This is a genomic window from Bradyrhizobium jicamae, from assembly GCF_018130695.1.
GTDB lineage: Bacteria > Pseudomonadota > Alphaproteobacteria > Rhizobiales > Xanthobacteraceae > Bradyrhizobium > Bradyrhizobium jicamae_B.
Genome location: NZ_JAFCJX010000017.1, coordinates 13,692 through 28,925, shown reverse-complemented (window position 1 = coordinate 28,925; position 15,234 = coordinate 13,692). Strand labels below are relative to the sequence as shown.

The 15,234-nt window shown below is 61.9% G+C and carries 17 protein-coding genes; 1 reads left to right on the top strand and 16 read right to left on the bottom strand.

Annotation, left to right across the window (positions count from 1 at the left end; all coding sequences use genetic code 11):
• Positions 1-309: 309 nt before the first annotated feature.
• The 4 genes from JQ604_RS24075 to JQ604_RS24060 form a co-directional block, all read right to left on the bottom strand.
• A complete protein-coding gene (locus JQ604_RS24075; protein ID WP_212362799.1) occupies positions 310-717 on the bottom strand; it encodes a hypothetical protein in 408 nt (135 codons plus the stop codon).
• A 476-nt stretch (positions 718-1,193) separates the two neighbouring features.
• Entirely contained in the window at positions 1,194-1,658 is a 465-nt protein-coding gene (locus JQ604_RS24070) for a hypothetical protein (protein ID WP_212362796.1), read from the bottom strand.
• A gap of 178 nt (positions 1,659-1,836) precedes the next feature.
• Positions 1,837-2,367, bottom strand: coding sequence for a cytochrome b (locus tag JQ604_RS24065; protein ID WP_212362793.1), 531 nt, complete (start codon positions 2,365-2,367; stop codon positions 1,837-1,839).
• A 36-nt stretch (positions 2,368-2,403) separates the two neighbouring features.
• A complete protein-coding gene (locus JQ604_RS24060) occupies positions 2,404-2,772 on the bottom strand; it encodes an antibiotic biosynthesis monooxygenase family protein (RefSeq protein WP_212362791.1) in 369 nt (122 codons plus the stop codon).
• Between the two features lie 98 nt (positions 2,773-2,870).
• Between JQ604_RS24060 and JQ604_RS24055 the strand changes: the two genes are divergently transcribed.
• Positions 2,871-3,347 carry a MarR family winged helix-turn-helix transcriptional regulator gene (locus JQ604_RS24055; protein ID WP_212362789.1) on the top strand — a complete coding sequence of 159 codons (477 nt, stop codon included), beginning with the start codon at positions 2,871-2,873 and terminating at the stop codon, positions 3,345-3,347.
• Positions 3,348-3,759: 412 nt separating this feature from the next.
• Here the strand turns inward: JQ604_RS24055 and JQ604_RS24050 are convergent, their stop codons facing one another.
• The 12 genes from JQ604_RS24050 to JQ604_RS23995 all read right to left on the bottom strand — a co-directional run bounded on the left by JQ604_RS24050 (position 3,760) and on the right by JQ604_RS23995 (position 14,974).
• Positions 3,760-4,236 carry a MarR family winged helix-turn-helix transcriptional regulator gene (locus tag JQ604_RS24050; RefSeq protein WP_212362787.1) on the bottom strand — a complete coding sequence of 159 codons (477 nt, stop codon included), beginning with the start codon at positions 4,234-4,236 and terminating at the stop codon, positions 3,760-3,762.
• Positions 4,237-4,531: 295 nt separating this feature from the next.
• Positions 4,532-5,536 carry an amidohydrolase family protein gene (locus tag JQ604_RS24045; RefSeq protein WP_212362785.1) on the bottom strand — a complete coding sequence of 335 codons (1,005 nt, stop codon included), beginning with the start codon at positions 5,534-5,536 and terminating at the stop codon, positions 4,532-4,534.
• Between the two features lie 28 nt (positions 5,537-5,564).
• Positions 5,565-7,097, bottom strand: a complete 1,533-nt coding sequence (locus tag JQ604_RS24040; protein WP_212362783.1) for an ATP-binding cassette domain-containing protein — start codon at positions 7,095-7,097, stop codon at positions 5,565-5,567.
• Complete coding sequence (locus tag JQ604_RS24035; protein WP_212362781.1) at positions 7,094-8,080, bottom strand: branched-chain amino acid ABC transporter permease; 987 nt, start codon at positions 8,078-8,080, stop codon at positions 7,094-7,096. Before JQ604_RS24035 ends, JQ604_RS24040 begins: the two co-directional genes overlap by 4 nt.
• The gene (locus JQ604_RS24030; RefSeq protein WP_212362779.1) at positions 8,077-8,949 is read right to left on the bottom strand and encodes a branched-chain amino acid ABC transporter permease; all 873 of its coding nucleotides are present in this window, start codon (positions 8,947-8,949) and stop codon (positions 8,077-8,079) included. Before JQ604_RS24030 ends, JQ604_RS24035 begins: the two co-directional genes overlap by 4 nt.
• Before the next feature lie 67 nt (positions 8,950-9,016).
• On the bottom strand, positions 9,017-10,246 hold the full coding sequence (locus JQ604_RS24025; protein WP_212362777.1) for an amino acid ABC transporter substrate-binding protein: 1,230 nt from the start codon (positions 10,244-10,246) through the stop codon (positions 9,017-9,019).
• A gap of 132 nt (positions 10,247-10,378) precedes the next feature.
• On the bottom strand, positions 10,379-11,041 hold the full coding sequence (locus JQ604_RS24020) for a DAPG hydrolase family protein (RefSeq protein ID WP_212362774.1): 663 nt from the start codon (positions 11,039-11,041) through the stop codon (positions 10,379-10,381).
• 72 nt (positions 11,042-11,113) lie between these two features.
• Positions 11,114-11,953 carry a 3-keto-5-aminohexanoate cleavage protein gene (locus JQ604_RS24015; protein ID WP_212362771.1) on the bottom strand — a complete coding sequence of 280 codons (840 nt, stop codon included), beginning with the start codon at positions 11,951-11,953 and terminating at the stop codon, positions 11,114-11,116.
• Positions 11,954-11,994: 41 nt separating this feature from the next.
• Positions 11,995-12,939: a 3-hydroxyacyl-CoA dehydrogenase family protein gene (locus JQ604_RS24010; protein ID WP_212362768.1), complete on the bottom strand. Its 945-nt coding sequence runs from the start codon at positions 12,937-12,939 to the stop codon at positions 11,995-11,997.
• Positions 12,940-12,978: 39 nt separating this feature from the next.
• The gene (locus tag JQ604_RS24005; RefSeq protein WP_212362766.1) at positions 12,979-13,788 is read right to left on the bottom strand and encodes an SDR family NAD(P)-dependent oxidoreductase; all 810 of its coding nucleotides are present in this window, start codon (positions 13,786-13,788) and stop codon (positions 12,979-12,981) included.
• Positions 13,785-14,135, bottom strand: a complete 351-nt coding sequence (locus JQ604_RS24000) for a cupin domain-containing protein (RefSeq protein WP_212362763.1) — start codon at positions 14,133-14,135, stop codon at positions 13,785-13,787. Before JQ604_RS24000 ends, JQ604_RS24005 begins: the two co-directional genes overlap by 4 nt.
• Entirely contained in the window at positions 14,135-14,974 is an 840-nt protein-coding gene (locus tag JQ604_RS23995; protein ID WP_212362760.1) for a cyclase family protein, read from the bottom strand. The genes JQ604_RS24000 and JQ604_RS23995 overlap by 1 nt, the downstream gene beginning before the upstream one ends.
• Between the last annotated feature and the right edge of the window lie 260 nt (positions 14,975-15,234).

The following is a 15,234-nucleotide window of genomic DNA, read 5'->3' as shown; positions in this document are numbered from 1 at the left end:
GCTGTCGTGGGGCAATTGGGTCCAAAGGGCAGCGTCCGGAAGAATCTTGCCGTCAAGCAGGACGACGAAATCCTGGGAACGGGTTGGCAGCCAATCTGCAAGCTCGACTTGTCCGGTTTCATCAGCTTGAAAGCGACGGGGCCATTGACGGGGTAGGACTCCAGGTCGTGCATTTTGGCGCGGGCAGCAAAATGGAAGAAGTCGATGGGGCAACTATGAAAGGTACTCCGAGGCAAACACGGCCATCGATGCGGTGGATCATAGCTCACCGATACAGGTTCTTCAGTGCGGCCAGAGGAGATCGTTCTCCTAAAGAGACCGATATCGGGCGCCGCACCGTTCGCAAGGGCAGGCGCCGGTGGGGGAGCGCAGACCGATACGTCCGATGACCAGGGCTGGCGCGCCTGACCGGGTGATATCGGTCGGCGTGCTGTTATGCGGCTCTACTGGCGCCATCCCGGTCAATCCTTCGAGAAATCGATCATCGACGGGTACCGGGGAATTGACCTGCAGTTCCCGGATCGTAGCTCTCGCAGCGTCGTGCAAGTCGGCCATCACAGCCAGAGTGGTCTTCAACACACCGGTATCGTGGGTCGCCAGGGCAGTACCCACCGCCTTGCGCTTACCCTCGGCAAGCGGCTCGGCTTCGACTTGCACGCGCCAGTTCGCGTTGAGCAGGATTTTCCGGCGATCGATGTTGTCCCGCTCCCGGACCACATATCCTTTCGTTCCAGTCGATCGATAGGGCCGGCTATCACTCCGCTGGTCAGTCCCGTCTGTTCCATCAAGTCACTCAGCGTGTGCATCCCGGCCCATGCAGATCATTCAAGATCCGATGTATTAAGGCCGAGGCGATATGCCCGGATGGACTATGTAAGACGCTGACGGCGCTGAGCTCGGGGAACGCCACGTTCAATCGCTCAATCAGGTCGCTGCTAGCGCTCAAACTGCCATCTTGTCAGCTGATAGCGGACAAGTTTGGAGGCTCTGTGTGTACGATATTTCCCGTCGACGCGCGGCATCACGCCAGCCTCGCCCTCCGCATCGCAATAACGCGGCATTTACGACAGCGCGCTCTAGCCGGACCTTTCGGATCAAATGCATTGCCGGCGGATCCTAAGGGTGCCCGGCGATGTTGTCGCGCAAGGGAATGCACGATACGCTTCCGAAGCCGGTTACTCTCCAAGGACCGTTCAAGCGTGGTTTTTAACCAACTGTCGGCGGCGTATGCTGTATTGGCTCAGCTTGAAGCCGTCTCGCATGCTAAGCCCGAGAAGAACGATATTCGTCGCCCCAGAAATTAGCTCGAGCGTCTGCACCCCGTAAAAGACGGTGTCGAACTCAGCGGCTTTTGCCTTGAAAGCGAGAAATAACGCTGCCGGAATGAGGATCAGGATGCCGTTGCCGGCAATGAACGGCATACGCTTGAGCTTCGCACCGATCAGGCCACCGCGCCGTCCCTCTGCTAGGAAATGTCCGGAGCCGCCCGCAGCCGCCAGCGCTGGAATTAGCAACAGCAAGCCCCAAGGTATGGCTGTTTTGACCATGATTACGGTCGTGTGCGATCCGAACAGTTCAGCGAGAGCCGTGGATAGCCAGAATGTCGCAATGGTCCCCAACGCCAGAGCGCCAGCTACTATATGAAGCATCTTTGTCATGGTCGTCTGCTTTCGACGTAAGAGTTCGTCATGGCGGTGGGGTCATGAGTGTTGGTAATTCCGCTCACCTGAACGAGATGCGGCGAAGAACGCGATGATAATGACCTGGATGATAAAGGGCTGCCCCGCCGAGAAGCCCGGTCGAAGCCAGGCGGAGCAATTCAGTCGTTGGCGATAGTCAGCGGCTGAACCACATGCGCCGGAGAAGATGGTCGCGGCGAACGAATTGGTGATAGAGAGCAGCACTGGCGTGAAGCGCAACCAAGCCAAGTAGAAGCCGCGCGCCAAGGCCGTGCGGAACACGGGGCGGATAATTCCAGAGATCGGGCAAGGCCCCTTCTCCACCAAAGATCATTGGTGCCGCGCCGCTCAGCGCCATCAACCCTATGCCGCTCGCTGTCATTCCAATGATGACCACGTAGAAGAGAACATGTATCGCGCGAGCTGTTTGCTCTTGCCACCGCGGTGACCCGGCGATCGGGTCGGGCTTGCGATCGACAGCCCACCAGCCGATGCGAAGAACCGTCAGCGTGATAACTGCGAGAGCGATCGGAATGTGGGCGCGTAGAATTGCCACCTTTGCCGCCGGATCGATCGTATTGGCCGCACGAAACCCGGTGGCGAAGAGACCGATCATCAGCAAGGCGGTCAGCCAGTGTATCGCTACGATCACGGTCCCATAGCGTTCGGAGCTGCTCTTCAGTCCCATTACGAACTCCCTTTTGAAGGCGGCGTGAGCAGCGTGCTATGCCACGCAGATGCCGGGCACCGAGACCTTCTGGAACAGGTGCGGAGAAGCGACGGCTGACGACGGATAGGCTGCGATCTTCGACCTGAACTCTGGGTGCGTAAACGCTGCCCGGAAGTGCTCGGTCGATTCCCAGACGGCGTAGTTCAGATAAGTCGGGCTTTCGCCGAGCGCGCGGTGAAGCTGAGTGGCAATGAAACCCGGCTGTCGCTTCATGAAGGCAGCATCGTCTTGCCAGACCTGCAGAAAGCTCTGCTCATCGGCCTTATCGAGGAAGAAGACATTCACCAGCACGACAGGGCTGGCATCAATACCGATCTGGCGTTCGATCGGGAAGACAGGGTCCAGGGGGCGTAGCGGCGACATGGTGACCTCAGGCAATTTGGCTTTATATTGTCAATATGGTACCATGATTTAGATAGTACATTGACATCGTGATGTCAAGAGTGTTTTATGGTGACGAAATGCTGAAATATCAACGAACGACCGCCGGCGATGCCCTGACGAACCTCATGCTCGATCTGTTCCGGCTCAACAGCCTGCTCTTGATCGCAGGCGACCGTATGGTGGCCCAACTTGGGCTTACGAGTGCGCGCTGGCAGATCCTGGGCGCCATTGTGCATGCCGAGCGTCCGCAGCCGGTGGCATGGCTCGCCCGCGATCTCGGCGCCAATCGCCAAAACGTGCAGCGGATCGTCAACGATCTTCATTCGGAGGGGCTTGTTGCGTTCGAGGCCAATCCCCATCACCGCCGGGCTCAACTCGTCATTCTGACTGACAAGGGAAGGCGCACTTTCGAAGCCGCCATGGCCCTGCAAGCCCCATGGGTCAACAGCCTTTCCGAAGGCCTCGCAGTCAAGGACCTTCAAACTGTCCACCGTGTCATCACGGCACTACGGAAGAAACTCGAGAGCATTGACGAGGCTGAAGAGCGCGCGTAGCCGATCGCACTGGAGCGCGTCGCAAAGTATTGCTAGAGAAGCTCAGCGAGTCGCGAACGGCAGCAGAAAACGCTTCCAGCTTGCGACTAGCAACGCCGCGACTATCGGCATGCGTCTGCTCACGCTGGCAGCTCGTGAAAGAGCGTACGTATCTTAGCGGAGCTCCAATATGCGATCTGTATCAAGCTTTGCCTCTCGCTGTTGTCGAATGAACTGATTTAGTGCGGACTGTGCCAACATTTTTCTCTCACCTGAAGCGCCCACGATGTCTGCCGCGAAAGCTTCTTCTGCGAACAAGCGCCAGTGGCGAGCGTAGGCCAACCCGTCCGATGAACAAGGCTGGTGCGCCTGACCGGGTGGTCCGTCTTACGGCCTTGTCGGCGTCATCCCGGCCGATCCTTCGAGAAATCGATCATGGGCGAGGCGCCGGGGAATCGACCTGCAGGTCCCGGATTGCCGCTTTCGCAGCGTCGAGCAAGTTGGTCATCACAACAAGGGTGGTCTTCAACGCATCGGCGTCGTGGGTCGCCAGGGCAGCACCAACCGCCTTGCGCATACCCTCGGTAAGCGGCTCGGCTTCGACTCGCACGCGCTTGGTCGCGTTCAGCAGGATTTTCCGGCGGTCGATGTTGTCCCGCTCCCGCACGACATATCCCTTTCGTTCCAGTCGATCGATAACGCCGGTTATCGCTCCGCTGGTTAGCCCCGTCTGTTCCATCAAGTCACTTGGCGTGTGCACCCGGCCCATGCAGATCAAATCCAGGGATTCGAGGTCCGATGCATTCAGTCCGAGCCGATCCGCCACGGATTTACTATGTAAAACGCTGAGGGCGCCAATTTCGCGCAACGCGACATTCAATCGCTGAATCAGGTCGCTGCTAGCGCTCAAGCGTCCATCTCCTCAGCTGATACCGGAAAACTTGAAGGCTTGGGTGTACGATATTCCTGCCGAGGCGCGGCATCGCGCCTACCTTGAACTCCACGGTCTCCGCATGTCAGCTTGGCTAGTTCGTTATGCACAGAGGCCAAGCGCTTTTGGCCAAGAGGGCAAGTACGCGGTACTTTGAAATCCTCTTGCCGAGGCGCGTCACCGAAGAAGGCGACGAATATGAAAAAGCCGTGCAAGGTTAGTCTCGTCCGGCTTGTTCTGCGTGATCACACAAGATGGATGCGATCAGCTGCAATCAGGAAAGTCCAAACAGCCGCTCCGCGTTCTGATGCGAGATCAGCTTGCGCTCTTGATCCGTCAATGCAGCGCCATCGAGGAACCGTACCGCCTCGGCGTCGTCTTCATACGGATAGTCTGCCGCGAAGAGGATGCGGTCCGCTCCGAGAACATCGATGCTGAGGCGCAGCGCTGGCATTGAGGTGACTCCTGCCGTGGTGATGACAAAATTCTCGTGAAAGTATTCACTGGGGAGACGCGGCAGCTTTGTTACGGCGCCGAGCTTGACCTGAAGTAGGTAACGATTGTCGATGCGCTGCAGCCAGAACGGAATGCCTTCGCCCATGTGGCCGAGAATGATCTTCAGCTTCGGGAAGCGTGCGAACGTGCCAGACATGATTAGGCGCATAGCATGAAGGCTCGTTTCGACGGCAAAGCCCCAGCCAGCGAAATACAGGCCATAGTCGAGAAATGGCTTTACAAGACTCGGGGCTGGTTCGCGCGGATGAAGATACATCGGAAGCCCGGTTGCCTGCATGGCTTCGAAGATTGGGGCATAGCGCGGCGCATCGAGATATTCATTGAAGGTGTGAGAATTGACGATCAACCCTCGCAGTCCGAGCGTCTTGATCCGCTCGATCTCGCGAGCAGCGGCCTCGGGGGCTTGCGGCGCAATGGCGCCCAGCCCGGCAAGGCGGGAGGGGACGGCGCGCACGGCTGCTGCCAGCGCATCGTTCGCCTCGGCCGCAAGTCTAGTGGCGAGATCGGGGACAAAAACCTGCACACCCGGCGAGGTCAGCGACAACACCTGCATGTCGATGCCGACCTCGTCCATATGGGAAATGCGTTCTTTGCCGATGTCGAGCAGCCGGGAATGCAGGACCGCGTTTCCGGGCGTTTGGGCCAGAATGCTTTCACCCATCTTGGCGAAACCCGGCTCGACATCTGGCCGGGCTAGGACTTTCTTCCATTCCGCGGCAATCTCCGCTGTGACGAATGCTTCCTCGATTGCGATGCGCTTCACGTCGTTCTCCTTGTCAGTTGGTTGCAGACTATTCTTCAGTGCCGAAATAGAGGTGACGCAGCCGCTCATCGGCGCGCACCACGGAGGTCGGCCCCGACAGGGTAATCCGCCCTTTGTTGATGATATGAGCGGTGTCGGCGAGGTCGAGCGCGCGTTCGACGTCCTGCTCGACGACCAGCATCGTCAATCCCTCCCGCTTGAGCTCAGCGAGGGCCTCGTAAAGCCGGTCCATCATCACGGGAGCAAGGCCGAGGCTGATCTCGTCGAAAATGACGAGTCGCGGCTTTGCCATCAGTGCGCGTCCGATGGCCAGCGCCTGCTGCTGGCCTCCAGACATCGAGGTGCCACCGGAATTCCGTCTTTCAGCCAGGATGGGAAACAGCGCATAAACACGTTCGAGGCGCAGCTTACGCTCGGCGGCTCTGACATGGCGTGCCGCCACCTCCAGATTTTCCTCGACCGAGAGCGATGCGAAGATGCGGCGTCCTTCCATGCAGTGGGCGATGCCGCGCGCCGCGACCGAGTGAGCGGGTTCATTCGTGATGTCGTTGCCGGCGAAGCGGATGCTGCCGGCGGTGACCGGCAGCGAGCGGCTGATCACATGGGCGAGGGTGGTCTTGCCGGCGCCGTTAGTGCCGAGGATGCCGACCACCTGGCCGGGCATCACCGAGAGGCTGAGGTCATGGATGACTCGGGCCTGGCCGTAGCCAGCCGAGACGCCTTCGAGGGCGAGCACTGGCGCGGTCGTCGCGGAGGGGGACGGCGCCGGATCGTCCGTCGTGGACGGCACCGCGATGGGGGAAGCCTTAGCCGTGCCGCCGTGACTGGTGCCGAGGTAGACGGCGCTGACCTCGTCGCTCGCCAGCACTTCTGCGGTCGGGCCCTTGGTCAGGACCTTGCCGAAATTGATCACCACAAGGCCTTCACAGCATTCCTTCACGATCCGGATGACGTGCTCGATGATGATGATGGAGCGCTCGCCATCCATCAGCGAGCGGATCAGCGCGATCAGCTCGCTGACCTCGCTATCGATCAGGCCGGCGCCGACCTCGTCGAGAAGCAGCAATTTGGGCTTGAGCGCCAGCGCACGCGCCACCTCGAGGCGCTTGCGTCGCAAGAGCGGTAAGTCGCGCGCCTTCACGTCGGCAGCGTCCGCGAGACCGCAGCGATCGAGGATGTCGCGGCGTTCGGCGGTGGCGGTCGCGGCGGAGATGAACGGCGACAGCGAGAACTGGCCGACCGCGAGATTCTCGGCGACTGTCATGTCGAGGAACGGTCGGGGGATCTGATAGGTCCGTCCGATGCCGCGCCGTGCCCGTTCGGAGGCCGGCAGCGCGGTGATGTCGTCGCCCTCGAAGTGGATGCGGCCTGCGCTCGGGGCAATGGCGCCGCCGAGGAGGCCAATCAGGGTCGACTTGCCGGCGCCGTTGGGGCCGATGACGCCGAGCACGCGGCCCTTGTCGAGGCGGATGTCGATGCCGTCATTGGCGACCACGCCGCCATAGCGCTTGCCGAGACCGGCGGCATCGAGCAGGGGAGCGCTGTATGCGGCCGCGGTCATGGGCGGGCCTCCCGCGGCGCAGCGCCGCGGCGCCGGAGGGCCGCCTCGGCGAGACCGCAGATTCCGCGCGGGGCGAAGCGGATCAACAGAATGAGCGTGACGCCGGTGATGGCGACATGGAGCTCGGGATAATCGGCAAGCAGCTCACCGATCGCCACGAAGAGCACCGCGCCGACAATCGCGCCGAAACGCATGCCGAGGCCGCCGATGATGACGATGGCGAGCGGATCGACCGACCATTGCAGACCGAAGCTGCCATAGGGCTCGATGGCGCCGAGCTTGATCGCCTGCAGGCCGCCGGCGGAGGCGATCAACGCACTGGCGACGATGAAGGCGGCAAGCTTGATGCGGAAGGCCCGCACACCGACCTGACCTGCCGCGTCTTCGTCGTCCCGCACCGCGCGCAGCAGGACCGAGAAGCGTGAACCGGTCGCGAGTGCCATCACCAGTGCGGCGAGCGCGAGGAGCAGTGTGGCGTACCGGAATAGCGCCGCGATCTCCGGCAGGTCGACCGTGACGAACAAGCCGGTGGCGCCGCCGAACCATGGCACGTTGATGACGAACAGCCGCAGCGCTTCGGCGAGCGCCAGCGTTCCGACGGTGAAATAGAGGCCGCGCAGGCGGAACAGGCCGCGCGACATCACAATCGCGACAGCGATGCCTGCGAGCGCGGAGGCGGCCAGTGCCTGCAGCGGCCCGGCCCCGGCGTGATTGATTAGGCCGACCGTGACATAGGCACCAAGTCCGAAGAAAGACGAGGTGCCGAGCGAGACCAGGCCGCCATAGCCGGCCAGCAAGTTCCAGGCTTCCGCCAGCACGATGTAGATCAGGAGCTTGAAGCCGATCTCGACGAAATAAGCCGGCAGCACGATCGGCGCAGCCAGCAGTACGGCGAATGCAGTACATGCGATGACGATGCGTATGGTGGGGCTACGGATCGAGATCGCGCGCTGCGGTGTGTTCTGCGAGGTCAGGACGGTCATGCGCGGTGTCCGAGAAAGCCCTGCGGCCGCACGGACAGCATGGCGAGAAACAGCACCAGGCCGACGAGATCGCGGTAGCCGTCCCCGAGGGTGAGCCCGCCGATGCTCTGCAGCACCCCCAGCACGATGCCGCCCACCAGCGTGCCCAGCACGTTACCCAGCCCGCCGAGGACGATCACTGCGAAATCGGTGAGCAGATAGGAGGCGCCACTGGTCGGCGTGAAGGACAGCGCGATCCCGATCAGGGTGCCCCCGATTCCGGCGCAGGCGGCGCCGAGGCAGAAGGTGAAGGCATGAACGCGGCTGACATTGATGCCGATGATGGCGGCGGCCTGCGGCTGGTCGGCGCTCGCGCGCAGGTCCCTGCCGAAGCGGCTGCGCGCGATCAAGAGATGCACCGCGACGATAAGCACGACCGATATGACGAAACCCATGACGAAGATCTGTGGCACGCTGATCGGGCCGAACTCGAGCGGCACGTTGGCGTAGCTGCGGTCGATGGCGCGTGTGTCGGCGCTGAAGAGCAGGACGAACAGGTTCTGCAGAATGATCGAGAGGCCGAACATCGTCATCATCGATGCCTCCGGTCCCTTGCCCGCCAGCGGGACCAGCAGGAAGCGATGGATCGGATAGCCGATCAGCGCCAGCACGAGACCGATCAGAGCGAGACCGGCGAGGGGGTCGATGCCGGTCCATTGCAGCAGGAACAAGCCGGCATAGGCGCCCGCGACCAGGAACTCGCCGTGGGCCAGGTTCACCAGGCGCAACACGCCGAGGATGATCGACAGGCCGAGCGCCGTGAGCGCCAGCATGCCGCCCAAAAGGACACCCGAGATCAGCGCGTTCAGGATCACATCGAGAGCGGGCATGGCGGTCGTTCCGAACAGGACAGGACGGCCCGGCCGCCGAAGCCGACCGGGCCGAGGCCAGGTGAACTCAAGGCACCGGGAACAGGATCTTTCCGTTGGCGCGGTCCGCCGGCCATACGATCGGCGTCTTGCCCGACTGCCATTGCAGCATCACCAGCGGCAGCTTCGCGGTGTGGTTCTCGTCGAACTTGATGGGGCCGACCACATAGGTCTTGTCGGTGCTCGAAATCGCGGTGTTGATCTTCTCGGGATCGAGCGAGCCGGCCGTCGCGATGGCGTCGAGCAAGATCTGCGCCGCGGCATAGCTGTCGGCGATGTGCTGGCTGGAGGTCAGCTTGGTTTCGCTCTCGAACGCTGTCGCCAGCTGTCTCGCGCCGGGATAGGGGAAGCTGGGATCCCAGTAGCCGCCGACCACGACGCCGTCGGCGAGCTTGCCGAGCGCCCCGGCGAACTGCACTGGCTCGGCGCCCTTTTCGATCACCAGCAGCTTCGGTTTATAGCCGGCGGAGGCGATCTGCTTGCGGATCGAGACCGCCTGCGGCGTGATGGCGTCGATCAGCACGATATCGGCACCCTTCGCCTTGGCCTCGGCGACGATGGAGGTGAACTGGGTGTTGTCGATCGGGAAGGACGCGTTTTGCACCACGTCATAGCCGGCGTCCTTAGCCATGTTGGGCCACAGTGTTCCGCCGACCACTTGGCCGTCGGGTCCGTTGTCGTGGAAGATCGCCACCTTCTTGTTGGTCTCTAACTTTAGATCGCGCAGCGCTTTGAACGGAAGCGCGGCGAGCTCCGGCTCGTGGAAGAAGAGGTCCCAGACGTAGGTCCACTTTCGGACCGACTTGAACGCCTCGAGCGGATTGCAGGCCGTCACCAGCGGGATCTTCTTCCGCTCGGCGACGAGTGCGCCGGCATTCACCAGCGCAGGCGTGCAGGAGCCGAGCAGGGCCACGGCCTTGTCGCGCGACAAGAGGCTCTCGGTGTTAGCAGCGGTGGCGTTCGGATCGGTCTTGTCGTCGCGCAGCACGAGGCGTACCGGCGTCTTCTTGCCGCCGATGGCGATGCCGCCGGCCTTGTTGACCTCGTCGACGGCGCGGCGGTAGCCCCACTTCTGGAAGCTGCCGAACCCTGCGAGCGGCCCGCTGAGCGGAATCGATGCGCCGATGATGATCTCGTCGGCGGCGCGCGCAGGCGCTGTGGCAAACGCCGCGGCCAGGGACAATAGCGCGATCGGGACAAGGCGCCGGGCAAGCGGGGCGCGTTTGGATAGCCACTCGTGCAACGATGTCGTCGTCATGCGTTCCTCCATGATGATCCGTATGGCCCTTCGTGGCCTTGTTGGCATCGCGATCTCGATGCGTTTGTCGTCTCGGTGTCTTGGTCGTCCTTATGGCTCGGTGGTCGTGCCGCCGCGGCCTGTGATGCGGCGTTAGAACGTGGTGTCGCCGGTGTAGCGGCGGTACAGCACCGGCAGGATCTCGGCGAGGTAGCCCATCTCTTCGGTGGCATGCTGATGCAGGCGCCGCGTGAAGTCGTCATTAAGCTGGCGCTTGCGCGCCTCGACGGCGACGTGTTCGGGCACCGACTCACCGGTTTTCTTGTCGGCAAGGATGCCGAGCCAGAACCGCGAGCGCATCTCGCAGCCGTAATCCGTGTCGCGCACGAAATGGCACATGCGGCCGACGTGGACAGGCGCATCCTGGTCGCCGATCCGAGCGCAGACCGCGACGGCGCCGGAGCGGTCGTAGCGCTTCTTGTCGAAGATCTCGTGCGGATGGTGGAAGTCGATGGTGAGATCGTAGACCGGACCCGTGGGTCCGGCGAGATACTCGCTCACCACATGGGAGGTGCCGATGTAGTTGCCGTCGACGCGATTGACCCAGGCACTGGCAACGTGGTCGCGCGGATGCCATAGCTTGTATTGCTCGATGCCGCCGAGCCAGCCGAACCACCAATGCACCATCCTGGCGCGGCAGCCCGGCATGCGAGTGAGGGCGGCGACCAGTTTCTTGCCGGCCGCGAGGTCCTTGTAGCCCGACTCGAATGGCAGGTAGCCGGGATCGAGCAGAAGGTTGCAGTCTTCGAACTCCATGGTGTCCTCCGATCGGCTGGTTGCAACGTCTGGCGGTCGCGGTCTCGCCTTCGCTGTTGCGATACGGTCGTACTAGGCAGCCAACGATGGCTGCCCGGAAAGATTGAGGATCTCTCGCGCGCTTGGTGGTGTCGCGACACTCCCGTTGGCTTCGCGGATGAGGCGCGCGGCGCGGGCGACGAATTCGGCGTTGTTCTTGGCAAGGCGGCCCTTGGCATAGAGCACGTTGTCTTCCATGCCGACCCGGATATGTCCGCCGAGCGAAAGGGTCGCAAACAAGATCGGCAGATGACCGGCCCCGATGCCGAAAGCCGACCAATAGGCATTGGGCGGCAAAATGCTCTTGAGGAAGACAAGGTTCTCGACCGTCGCGGCGATGCCGCCGGCAGCGCCCAGCACAAATTGGAAATAGCCGGGTCCGCGCAACACGCCCTTCTTCATGTAGTGGATGGCGTTGTAGAGCATCCCGGGATCGAACACTTCGATCTCGGGCTTCACGCCGTTCGCGTTCATGACGCGGGCGAGCTTCTCGAGAAAGGCCGGATGGTTGATGAAAAGCGTCGAGTGCATCCAGTTCATCGATCCGGCGTCGAAGGAGGCAAGCTCCGGCTTCAGCTCGATCAGATGCGCCATACGGGTGTCATCCGTCGCATTCAGGTCGCCGGACGTGGTGAGATTGAGCACGATGTCGCAGCGTTGGCGGATGAGGCCAACCGTTTCGATGAAGCGTCCCTTGTCCATCGTACCTTTGCCTTGGTCGTCGCGCATGTGCAAATGGGCAATGGCCGCGCCGGCCTGCCAGCATTCGTAGACATCGTCGGCGATCTCACGCGGCGTCAGGGGAATGGCGGGATTGTGCTCCTTGGTCGGAAACGCGCCGGTCGGTGCGACGGTGATGATGGTATCGGTCATGACTGAGTTTCCTCTTGATTGGTATCTTCGCGTCCGAATCTTCAGGAATAGGCGCGCGATGCTTTGAGTTGATTGACTAGCCGCGCCAGAAATGCCCGGCGAATGGTCGGAATGGCGGCGGCATCGTAGCTGTAAAAGCCAGCGCCGTTCTTCACGCCGAGCTTGCCTTCAGCAACCTTTTGCCTCAGGAGCGGGCTCGCTTCGCGAGAAGCGTCCATGACGGCGAGGAGGTTGTCGCCGACGGTGAGCCAGATATCGAGGCCGCCAAAGTCCGCGACTTCGAGCTGCCCTGTGGTGGCGTAGCGGAACGCGGGGCCGAATTTCAGCGCCGTGTCGATGTCGGCGGCATCGGCGACGCCCTGTTCGATCAGTGAGAATACTTCGCGTGCCACGGCCTGCTGGATGCGGTTGGCAACGAGACCCGGGACATCCTTCAGGATTTTCGCGGTGCGCTTGCCGATTTTCTGGTGCAGAGATGCGACGGCATCAAAGACCTCTGCCGCGGTGTTGCCAAACGCCGATATCTCGACCAGCGGCATGATCAATGGCGGGTTGTACCAGTGGGTCACTAGGGTTCGCCCGCGACGCGCGTCCGGCAGTGCCGCAATCATCGGCGCGAGCGGCAGGCTCGATGTGTTGGTCGCAAATAACGTTGCTGGAGGACACAGCCGATCCAGTTCGGCGAACAGGTCCTGCTTCAACTCCATGCGCTCGGGTATCGCCTCGACGATGAAGTCGCGGTCATTCACTGCTGGCGTGAGCTCATCGAAGATCTTGATCCGGCTCAGCGCGGATGAAATCTCCGCTGGAGCGATGAATTCTTCCTCAACCAGGAGGTCATAGGCCGCCTTGATGGACGGTATGATGTTGGCACGCGTTGTGGCCGCTGGTTCATACAGATGCACCGACAGGTCCTGCAGGGCGAAGGCCGCCGCGATACCGTGTCCCATGGTGCCGCCACCGATGATGCCGATTCGTTGCAACATGCCGGCCTCCGTAGATCGCAAATGACTGCGCGGCGGGCGTCAGCCCGCCGTGTAACCGCCGTCGGCATCAAGGATATGTCCGGTGTAGAAATCCGAGGCTTTCGACACCAGAAACAACAGCGGACCGGCAAGATCCTGGGGCTCGCCGAGACGCCCCTTCGGCACCCGCGCCAGAAAGCCCTTGCGCACCTCGCGCGCGCGCTCGGTGTCGTCGAACATCCAGGCGGTGAGGGGAGAGCGGAAGACCGTCGGCGCGATGGCGTTGACCGTGATTCCGGCGTCGCCCCACTCACAACCGAGCGCCCGGGTGATGCCGTCGACCGCCGATTTCGAGGCACAGTACGCCGAATAGCCGGCCGGATGACCGAGCTTGCCCCGCGCCGATGACATCAGAACGATCTTGCCACCGCGGCCTTGCGCGAGCATCTGCTTGCCTGCGGACTTCGCCATCAACCACGACTGCGTGACGTTGGCATCCATGACGTCGAGGAAACGCGATGGAGCCATGTCGACGATCTTGCTGACGTCATTCTTGCCCGATGCGACGACGAGGATGTCGAGACCGCCGAAAGCCTTCACCGCCTGCCGAACGATATCCTCGCAGCTCACCTCGTCCGTCGGCCGCGCCTTGATGGTGAGAACTTCGGCCCCAAGCTCGCGCGCTGAAGATGCTGTTTCGTTGAGGGCCTCAGTGTTGCCAGCCACCGCGACGATCTTTGCACCGGCGCCGGCCAGCACCTGCACGGCCAACGCACCAAAGGCGCCAGAAGCGCCGGTGACGATGGCGACCTTGCCGCGGATATCGAATAGCGACAGCGGATCCTTCAGGAAGTCCAGCGACGCGGTCATGGCTTGACTCCTGGGGGATAGGGGATGACGACCAGCATGGTGCAGACGTCGTTGCTGCGGTTGACGATTTCCCGCACTTCGCCGGGAGCGATGGTGCAGCTGTCGTAGCGGCCGAGCAAGGTCTCGTTGCCGCCGACGATCACCGTCATCTGCCCGTCGAGCACGACATAGACCTTCTCGAAGGGGGTGGAGTCCGGCCCGGCGCCGCCGCCGGGCAGGAATTGCGACAAGCCGACCCATTGGTTGGTGGGGCCACCGGGCTCAAAGCCCTGCAAGCGCAGGCCGACGACGCCGCGGTGATTGGGGGCGTCGTAAGGCTTGACTTCCGCGAAGCGCTTGAGGTGCATCAGAATGCCTCGCCCTTCTCGATCCGATACGCCTGCTTGGGATCGGTGATGGCGACGAGGCGGATGATGCAGCCATCGCCGCGATCCCAGTTCCAGGGGAAGAAGGCGAAGGTGCAACGCTTGCCGGTGACTTCGTCGAGATCGCCTCCGACATTTTCGATGCCGAGAATGCCGTGCTTGAACAGCTTGTTGTGCACCGGCTCCCATTCCGGGAAATCGTCGGCCCAATCGCGGCCGCCGGACCAGACGCGGTATTCCTCCTTGAGGTGCGGCAGCAGCGGCCCATTGCGGTGCTGCCCGATCGCGGTCGCCAGCGGATGATCGTTGGCCTGGGTGTCGTGCCCGACGACCTTAACCTGCTTGTCGACCATCCAGTCGGCTGCGGAGGGCACGAGGCCCGGGCAGTAGGCGAAATAGTCGCCGTCCTCGTAGACCTTGTGCCAGCCGGTATTGATGATCAGCACATCATGCGGGCGGATTGCACGACCGCAGGCTTTCTCCAGATCATCTGCGGTGATCGACTCCCATTTCTTCTTCGGAATCGAGACCACGAGTCCTGAGCCGAAGAAATGCGGCAGCGGCACCTCATCGATGAAAGGTGTGCCTTGCACAACATGGGCGGGCGCATCGATGTGGGTCGTCGAGTGCATGGAGGTGGTGATGCGCTGCGACAGCACGCCCGACTTGGCCATGTAGTGGATGCGCTCGATCTTGACGTCTTCGAAATACGGCCAGTTGGGGCACTGAAAGCCCCAGCGGTGGGAGAGGTTGGTAAACCTCAGCCCCATGGCATTATCGGCGTTGCTCTGGAATTTGATGCCACGCACCTCGATGGACATGCGTCCTCCTTCTGAAAGCTTCTTTGTTCACCGCACGCCGCTAACCGGCGACTAGCAGGGCGGCAGCTTTGGTTTCCAAGAGCTCCGCCATGTGATACGAATGTACCATATTGCGGGTGGCGTCAACTGGAATTGCCGACCACCGTTGCCCCGATGGGAGATGTAAGTCAGCGATCCCGTGCTTTTGCATCGCGTTGTGGTACAGCCAGGCGTAATGCCGTGATAGCTCCACTGCAAAGCGCAGCTCGGCCTCTTGGCCG